Here is a 9,632-nt window from a genome sequence, read left to right as displayed (position 1 = left end):
CCACCTGCCCCCGCACCCCGAGCACACCCCGGCCCGGCCGGACGCGGTCCAAGCCCTGGAACACGAAGCCCGCCTGGCAGCGGCCAAGGGCGCCCACGACATCGCGCAGATCTACCAGGACATCGCCGCCCGCTCCGGACCCGGCATCCCCGAACACCAGCGCCTGGTCGCCATCGACGACGACGGCCTGAAACAGCTGCTGCTGCACGGCTCGCAAGCCGACTCCATCGCGGCCGTCTACGAGGTCGTACGCCGCGTGGAGCACAAGGGCCTGCGCTGGACCCAGATGTCCGCCGTGCAGGCCATGTCCCGCGGCGACGTCGTCAACATGGCCGCCGGCGAAGGCAAATCCCTGGTGTTCCTGGCCTACGCCGCCCGCCGCGCCGTCATGGACGGCGTCGACGCCGTCCAGGTCATCACCACCCGGGACAACCTGGCCACCCGCGAACACGAACGCTACAGCGACGTCCTGAAGGCCATGGACATCAACATCGTGCGCATGACGCCCGACGGCGGCGGCACCCGTCCCGACAACGACCACCCCACCATCTACGTCGGGACCCACGAAGACGTCGGCTTCTCCTACCTACGGGGCAAGCCCATCCCCGGCCGACACGCCTCCGTCGATGAAGTCGACGAAGCATTCGTCTACGCCAACACCACCTTCATCCTGTCCGAAGGCGCCCAGAAAGCCGCCCCCGACACCGTCGCCAAGCGCGTCACCGACGCCTGGGACTTCCTCGACCGCAACCTCGGGCTGGAACGACTCAGCCCTCTGGACTTCGGCCACGATCCCGACCGGCCCGGCGGACCGCCCCCGGCGCTGACCGCCGAGGGAAAGACCCGCGTGCGGGAACTGCTCGACCGCGAACTGACGGCCGGCGAGCAACAGGCCCTTGACATGGCCGCCACCGCACGCTGGGAATACGTGGAGAACAAGCACTACGTCATCCACGATGACAAGGTCTACATCATCGACCAGACGACCCACAAAGTCATGTTCGACCCCAAAACCTCCACCGAATCCCGCTGGAACGGCGGCCTGGCCCAAGCCGTCGAGGCCAAACACGGCCTCGCCATCCGCGACGACCCCTCCACCGCCAACAGCGTCGACGCCAAAACCATCTACACCAAGGAGAACTACGACACCGTCGTCGGCGCCTCGGGAACCGCCAACGGCAAAAGCGAACTGTTCGCCAAGCAGGGCCTGTCCCCCGACATCGCCGACATCCCCCGCTACCACGAATCACAACTGGCCGTGGCCGACGACAAGGTCCTCCCCGACACCGGACAAAAACTCCAGAGCATCGCCGAGGACGCCATCGCCATGCAAGAGGGCACCGGACAGCCGCAGCTGATCCTGGCCCACGAGAACAACCTCGTCGCCGAACTGTCGCGGCTACTGACCGACCGCGGCTCCGACCACGTCGCCATCGACGCCAAATGGTTCCTGGAAAAAGGCGTCGAGGCCGAGGCCGAATTCCAACGCCTCGTCGACGCCGGCGGGCTCCCCGGCAAGATCACCGTCATCAACATGCAAGGCGCGCGCGGAGTCGACGTCCCGATCAGCAAAGAAGCCAAAACCCTGGGCGGACTCCACGTCCGCGTCACCGCCCGCTCCACCGTCTCCCGCGACCTGGACATCCAGGCCGAGAACCGCGCCGCCCGCAACGGCGAACACGGCAGCGTCCAGTACTACCTGTCGCCCGACGACCACCTCTACCGGCTCAGCCGCGACGACCGCGTCCAGCACGTCACCGTCCAATACACCGACGCCGTCGCCGCCGACCGGGCCGACCCCACGGCGGCCAGCACCGCACACCGCCGAAAAGCCGAAGAGGACTTCCGCGACCTCGTCCCCGGACTCCAAGCCGACGCCGCCGCCCAACGCGGCATCCACCTGCCCGTCCAACCCCGCGCCGGCCCGGCCCGGCCCCACACCGCCACACCACCACCCGCGGACACCACCGGCCGCGACCCCCGACACCCGCCACCGGACCAGGACACCCCGACCACCTGGCAACGCCGCCAAACCGAACTCCTGGACGCCATCAGGGCCCGACTGGACGCCGCCGCCACGATCCAGGCGCGGCGACCGGACTTCACCGCCGACTATCACCAGATCCTCGCCGCCACGGCACCGGACCCGCTGGCGCACCCCGACGCCGACCCCGGCGCACGCCCCGGCATGCCCAGCCTCGCCGAGTACCGTCAGCAGGCTGACACCGCCTACACGGCGATCTGGCACCGGGTCGACACCGCTGAGCACGACACCACCGAGCACGACAGCACCGACCACGACAGTGCAGCCTGGCAGGAAGCCGCCGACACCTGGCGGATCACCTACCAGGACCTGCGCGAGGACCTGCACCGCGCGATCGCCTACTCCCGGATCGCCCCCGAGGCGGCCGCCGCCGCCCGAACCGCCGCCGACGACGCCCGGGCCCGCTGGACGGCCACCGACCCGCCCGTCTACCGGGACGTAGATCGGGCCGTCGTGGACAGCGCCCTGGCCTCCTTCACCGACGACGTCCACGTCGTGCACCGCCAGACCCACCACGACCTCGGCACCGCCGGACACGATCCCGGCCAGAGCGCGCAAAAGTTCCGGGCCCTCCTGGACCACCTGGTCGGCCACCTCGATGAACGTCTGGAGCGCATCGCCGACCAGCACCGCCGGCACACCGCGATCGACCGGGCCATCACGCGGGCGGTCACCGACTGGCAGGACCGTCACACCGCCACCGGACAGCACCTCCCGGCGCCCGAGCGGATCGCCGAGCTGCGCAGCACCGCGACCGCCGCCGCCCGCGACGCCGTCCGCCGGCTCCGGGCCGGATTCCTGGACCCGGCCCGGACCGTCTTCAACGCCGCCGAGACCGCTCGGCTGGACAGCCTCGTCGGCGCCGCCGTCACCGACCTCGAACACGGCTTGGATCTGGCCGCGGTGTTCGAGCAGCGCCGACCGATCCTGGACGAGCGACTGACCCGCGCCCTCGCGGACAGCGGGACACCGCGGACAGCGGAACACATCCAGCAGATCCGCCAAACCCTGCACCGCGAAGCCGAAGCCGTCTACCGCGACGTCTCCCACGCCGACCTGGACAACCGCCCCGAAGTCCTCACCCGCCGCCTGGACCTGATCACCGCCGGGCTTCAGGACCGCCTCACCTTCGACCAAGCCCTCAAACAGCTCGGCGAACGCTACGTCGAACACTCCAACGCCGTGCTCCAGAAGCACCTACAGTCCCTGGCCACCCAACCCGCGCCCGACATCGTCCACCGCCAAGCTCTGATCGCCCAAGCCGAACTCCAGCAAATCCTCAGCGACACCCACACCGAGCTCGCCGCCCAGCGCTATGCCCCGGACAGCGTCGCCGAAGCCCTCGCCCGACTCCAGACCCGCCTGACCGAACTCGCCGACCGCACCCCGCGCCGGCTGGCCCACGGCGCCGCGCTCGCCCAAGCGCTCACCGACGCCGCGGCCCACTTCGCCGACCTGTACCCACAAACCCAAGACCTCCCCGAACCGATCCGCACCGCCATCGCCCAAAGCTTCCGTCACGACTGGGCCAGCACCCACAACGCCCTGTTCGGCGACCACACCCTGCCCCTGGACCTCTGGCTCGACCACGAACAAGCCACCGCCGACCGCTTCCAAGCCCGACTGGCCGCCGAACCACTCGGCAAGGCATCAGGCCCCGAAGAACTCCGGCGCGCGCTGACCCTGTTCACCGACGTGGCCCGGCTGGATTCCCAGCGGAACACTGCCGAAGGCGTGCCACAGACCATCGCGACACTCGGCGTCACCGGATCGATCGTCCAGGGACTGCGCGCGGCGCCGAACGACACCGCCCGGCGGTCGGCTGCCGCGGACGGGCTGCGCGGGCTCTACAGCCACATCGCCGAGATCGCGCCTCAACTGTCCGGTCCGTACCTCCGCCAGGCCCAGCAGGCCATGGCCGAGGTGCAGGCGCTGGTGACCCGCGTGGCGGTCCCCTCCCGGCAGAACCGGCGCACCACCGCCGCGCCCGATGCCGCCTACCTCGCCGCCGCCGATCTCCTCCAGCGCTTCGACTACTACCCGCCGCTGGACCGCGACGACCCGAGAAGCCAGGCCCTGGTCTCCCAACGCGAGCAGGACCTCGACCAGATCCGGCACACCTACGCGCACAAGGGCCCCGAGCTTGCCGCGGCCGTCGCCCGGGCGCTCGGGGCCGCTCGGGGCGTCCGGCCCAACCCGGAAGTCGGCGCCGGCCAACCCGGGGCGGCGGAGTCGGCTGAATCGCCGCGGGACCAGCAGGACCAGGAGGACCAGACCACGACCGCCGAGCTGCTGGCGGAGCAGCTGGCCGGACGACCCGACCAGGCCGATGTCCTGACCCGCCTCGGCGGCACCCCGGCCGGGCCGGACGGGCCGTTCGTCGTCGCCGACTGGCTGGCGGCCCGGTACGCCGAGCAGCCGTTCGACCTCACCGCCCTCGACGGCGGGGCCGGCCGGGGCCTGTCCGGCCCGCAGCGTGTGCGGCTGCTGCTGGAGGAGCCCGCCGACGAACGTGTTGTGGCCGCGTTCCAGGACTTCATCGACCACCTGATGCCCGAACCCGAAGTGGACAAGGCTCAGGGCAAGCAGGTCCGGCGGCCCGACCAACTGGCGCGGCAGGCGGCGACCGGCGCGGGACGGTCCTCGCCCCTGAGCGGTACGCAGACCACGCAGCTCCACGAGTACCTGCTCGACTCCGGCGCGCACCTGTCCTCGCCCGACGACGTACGCACCCACCTCCGGCAGACCCACGGCGTCGAGCTGTCAGACACCGACATGCGCCCGGTGATCGCGGAGTTCGTCGCGCGGCATCTGGTGGTCGATGCCCGGCAGCAGTACGGGGCGGTGCTCCAGCGGGCGTTGGAGGGCTATCAGGACCCTGACAGTTCGCCCGACGCCCATCTCGCGACCCAGAGCTTCCTCGGCATCGTCCGGGAGCTTCCGATCCTGAACGACCCGGTGGCGGCCTGGGCCCTGGACCTGATGGGGCTGCACTGGCGGGGCCCCGGCGCGGTCCAGCCCGGTGCCGCGCAACTCGCCGCCCTGCGCCGAACCGCCTACCAGCGGTTCCACAGCACCCGGCGGATCGACTGGACGGTGCCGTACGACAGCCAGGGGCGGCCGACGGCCGAGCTGACCGGGGCCACCGGGCTCGACGACGCGCAGTGGCGGGACGTCGTGGAGTGGCTGCGTGCCGATTCCGGCATCCAGACGCCGCAGGCGGTCCGCGAGCTGCTGCGCGCCGAGTTCGGCCCGGGGGTCGGCGAACGCGCGGTGCGGGCCGTGGTCGCCCGGTTCGTCCTGGAGGACCTGCGGCACCAGTTCAGCCAGCCGACGTACAGCAACCGGCGGGTCCAGGCCGCGCTGCGGCACTTCCTCACGCACGGCACAACGCCCGCGACCACGGTGCGCCAGCAAGATGCTGCCCAGGTCCGGCCGCCCGGCCTGGGCCGCAGCGAACGCGAGGACCTCGTGGTCCTGCGGGCCTTCCTCGCGAACCTGCGGTCCGGCCGCCGCGACTACTCCGCCGTCAACGACGTGGAACTGAGAGCCCTGACGCTGGCCGGTATCAGCCCGGACGCGCTCGCCCCCCTCACCGGCAAGCGGGCCGCGGATCAGCTGAGCGCCGACGAGGCCCCGACCCCGCCGCCGGCCAAGCGTCGACGGGTCCCGGCCGCCGAGCCGGACTCGCCCGCACCGGAGACGACGGCCGCGGAACAGACAAGCGCTACAACGGATCTGGACCTGGACCCAGATCTGGACCAGATCATCGCCGAGTTCTTCGGCGACGCGCCGACTCCGGACTCGGGGCTCGTGCCCTCCGGCGAGGATTGGGAAGCCCAGGTCTCCGCGCTTCTCGACCAGGCGGACGGTTCGCACGCCATCGACCGGGAGGTCGCGGGGTGGGAAGCGATGCTCGCCGAGCTCGGCAGCGGGACGCCAGCGGTGGCGGCCCAGGATCCCGCCGCGCGCCGGGCCGCCTTCCTCGACGAGGCCGGCCTGGAGGCGGCCGATCCTGAACGGGGAGCGGACGCGCTGCTCAGGGCCCTGCTTCGGGCCGTGCCGGAGCTCAGGGACCGGAACGGCGCCCCGGTCACCGACGCCGTCGGCCTGCGCGCCGACCTGGCGGCACGGCTGGCCGAGGACCTGGCCCGCCCGGCGGAGCGGCAGCTGTGGCCGGCGCTGGACACCCCCGCCTCCGAGGCGTGGATCCACATCCAGCGCCGGGACACGGTCGCGACCGCGGAAGAGACGCAGTTCCAGCCCCTCCTGGACCCCTCGCTCACGGTCGTCCAGGCAGCCTTCTCGCTGCGGACCGTCTTCGGCTGGCACGACACGCACCGTCAGCTGATCATCGACCACCTCGGCCGCGACGGGCAGCCGATCGGCGACGACATCGTCATCACCGCGCCGGTGTTCGCCGAGGTCCACCGGCTGACCGTCCGGGTCCTGGCGCAGGACGGCACGCTGACCGCCATCGGTGCTGAATCCGAGAGCACCGCAGCCGCGACCCTCGTCCGGTCGGCCGACGACGCGATCGCGGCCGCGATCGCGCCCGGGACGGCCGCGCAGACCCGAGCCGAGGACGGCTCGCCGACTCGGAAACTGGAACCAGCTCCGGAGCCGACTCCGGAACCGGCTCGGGAACGGCAACCAGCAACGGAACCGGCAGCACAGCCCGTCCAGGCCCCGGCCCGCACCCCCTCGCTGTCGCCGGACTCCGCGCGCGCAGCGGTGCTCGACCACTTCGGCGTGGTCCCGGGCCCCGCCTTCACCGGCCACGACCGGTATCTGAACGCCCTGATGGCCGCGACCCCGGCCGGCCTGGCCGATTCCGCCGGGCGCCGGCTGACCGAGGTCCGGGCCGTCCGGGAAGACCTGGCCGCCCGGCTCACCGCCGATCTGCTCCAACCGGCCGAAGCACGGCGGCACTGGCCCGGGCTCGACCGGACCGCGATCCGGTTCGGCACCCAGTTCTGGACCGACCAGGACCTGCGGGAGCAGGAGTTCGAAACGCGGGACCAAGCGGCGCAGGCGCTGGGCCGGACCGCGGTCGCGGACGGCACGTTCACCGACGCCCACCGCGGACCGTTCGTCGCGCACGTCCGGATCGGCACCGCCTACCAGGGCAACGACATCGCGTTCCCGACCGCCGCCATCGTGCACGGGCTCGCCGTCCACATCGTGCGGACCGACGGTGCGCTCATCGAGGTCACCGACGGGCCGCGGGGCGACGTCGTCCTGATCGAGCAGGCCGACGGAAGTGTGGTCGCCGCGGTCCCGCACCGGTCCGGAACCCTGAGCACCGGCCAGGCCGCCGAGGTCCACCGGCACCTCCTCGGCGACGGCGCCGCCCTGTCCACGCCCGGCGAGGTCCGCCGACACGTGGCGGACCGGTTCGGCATCGGTCTGGACGACGCACAGCTACGGACGCTGATCGCGGACTTCATCGAGCACAACCTCACCGTCGACCCCAGCCACGGGCACACCCCCCAGGTGGCCATCGCCGCGCGGGCCCACCGCGACCCGGTGGCCCACGCCGAGGACGACGCCTGGATCGGTCAGTTCGTCAACCTGCGAGGCGTGCGTCCGCAGAGCGCCTACGACGCCCTGCTCGTCTGGGCCATGGAGCTGACCGGCCGCACCTGGTACCGCGCCGACCCCCGTCCCCCGGCCGCCGAGCTGGCGGCGGCGCGGCGCCGGGGACTGGAACAGATCCGGCAGACCCGGATGATCCGCTGGGCTTCCCCGATCGACGCCGCCGGGCGGCCGACGGCCGAACTCACCGACGCCGCCGGGTTCAGCGCCGTCGCGTGGACCGCCCTGGTGAAGAGCCTGCGAGACCGGGCCGCCGACATCCGGACGCCGGCCGCCGTCGCGGAGCTGGTCCGCGCCGAACACGGCCGGGAGCTGACCGACGTGGAGCTCCGGGCAGTCGTCGCCCGGTACGTCTTCGAACAGCTCCCCACCCGGACCGACCCGGCCATCACCTCCCACGCGCGCGCCCGGGCCGAGCAGATCCGGGGTGCGACCCGCCACTACCTGAGCCACGGGACCGGCTTCCCCAGCCGGGCCACGCTGCACCTGTCCTCGGTCGAGGAGCGGCCGGACTTCCAACGCGCCTTCGACTACTTCAAATCCCGCAAGCCCACGCGGTCCCGGAAGGCGAAGTTCGAGTTCGAGGATCAAGCCCTGAACCTGATCGGGACGAACTGGACCGACCAGCCGGCCTACGCCGGGCGGCACGTGCTGACACAGACGCTGACCCGGGCCTGGGGCGACCCCCCGTCCGGATCGGCGACCGCGCCGGTGCGCCGGCAGGAGAACCGCCGGTCTCGGGCGTCCGAGGAGGCGGACGCCCCGGCCGTGTGGTCGTGGCGGCTGGCCCTCCCCGGTCCGGAGTTCGTCGAGGGCAGCTCGACCGGGGCCACCGCCGCACCGCGGCCGGACCGGGCCCCCGCGGTTCCCCAGCCCACGCGCGAACTGCTGACCGCCGTCGATCTGGTCCGCCTGTGGAACCACTACTCCCCGGGAGAGTCGGCGCAGGAACACCAGGCGGCGATCGACGCCGTCCACGACCGCCTCCTGTCCGACGGCGAGGCCGCCGCTACCGACCTGGCCAAGAGTCAGGGCCGAGACCGTGGAGTCCGGCAGCCCTGGGGCGGTACGCCCGGGGCGGGGCGGGACGACACCGGAGACACCGTTGCCACGGACCTCACGAACTTCACCGGCACGACCGCTGCCACGACCACCGTCACAGCCCGGACCCAGAACTCCAGTCCGGTCCCGTTCACCGTCGCCGAACTCCTGCGCGACACCATGGCCGACCGGCACGACGCCGACCGCGTCCAGACCGCGCTAAGCATCGACCTCAGTTCGCCGACAGCGGTCGCGGACCTCGCCGACTGGCTGGCGGCGCACGCCGAGCGCGTTCCGGACCGGCTTCCGGGACTCGGCGAACCACTGCTGGCCCTGAGCGATCTACCCTCTCCCACACCCCGCCAGCAGACGATCGCGGCCATGGCCCCGGGCGCCCGGATCCCCGCCGGCGACTGGCAGCTGACACCCGGCCAGCACCTGCGGATCCTGCTCGACCGGGCCGCCGACGAGCGGGCAGTCCAGGAGCTGGCCTCGATCGTCGAGGACCGTCTCGGGTACTCCGACCCGGCCGGCAAGGGGAAGCAGCGCGCCGACCGCGTGCACATCGCACCGGAACAGGCCCGGGGCCAGACCCCAGCACCGGCACCGGCACCGGCACCGGCACCCGAGCTCGGACCCGCCGCAGTGCGGGCCGCCGGCCGGCACACACCGATCCCCGCCCCGGCTCCGGCCCATGTCAGGGCCCTCAGAAGCGTCCGGGACGGGCTGAAGCGGCACCTGCCCAGGGCCCAGGCCGACGCGGCCATGGCGGCTCACGTCCACGACGCCTGGACCGTGTTCCGGGCCTTCCACGGTGCGGCGCACTCGGCGAGCAGGCAGCAGCTGCGCGAAGCGCACGAGATCGCCGAGCTGGCGCACCGGCTCCGGTCGCCGCGCTCGCCTTGGGGGGCGCTCACCGCCGGGCAGCTCAGAGAACTGCTCCGGGCCG

Annotated in this window: 2 protein-coding genes (1 of these 2 only partly in view); one reads left to right on the top strand and one right to left on the bottom strand. The window is 72.5% G+C overall.

Annotated elements, in window-relative coordinates:
• The coding region (locus KGQ19_RS49215) for a hypothetical protein (RefSeq protein ID WP_230418082.1) at window positions 1-208 on the bottom strand (208 nt) is incomplete at its 3' end.
• Here KGQ19_RS49215 and KGQ19_RS02505 point away from each other — a divergent pair.
• On the top strand, window positions 110-9,632 hold the beginning of the coding sequence (locus KGQ19_RS02505; protein ID WP_307856325.1) for a preprotein translocase subunit SecA. The gene runs 21,404 nt beyond the window's last position; 9,523 of the gene's 30,927 nt are visible here — the first part of the coding sequence; the start codon lies at window positions 110-112; the stop codon falls past the right edge of the window. The two genes, KGQ19_RS49215 and KGQ19_RS02505, sit on opposite strands and share 99 nt — an antisense overlap.

It is taken from the genome of Catenulispora pinistramenti, from assembly GCF_018274385.1.
Lineage (GTDB): Bacteria > Actinomycetota > Actinomycetes > Streptomycetales > Catenulisporaceae > Catenulispora > Catenulispora pinistramenti.
This window is presented reverse-complemented; position numbering and strand designations above follow the sequence as displayed.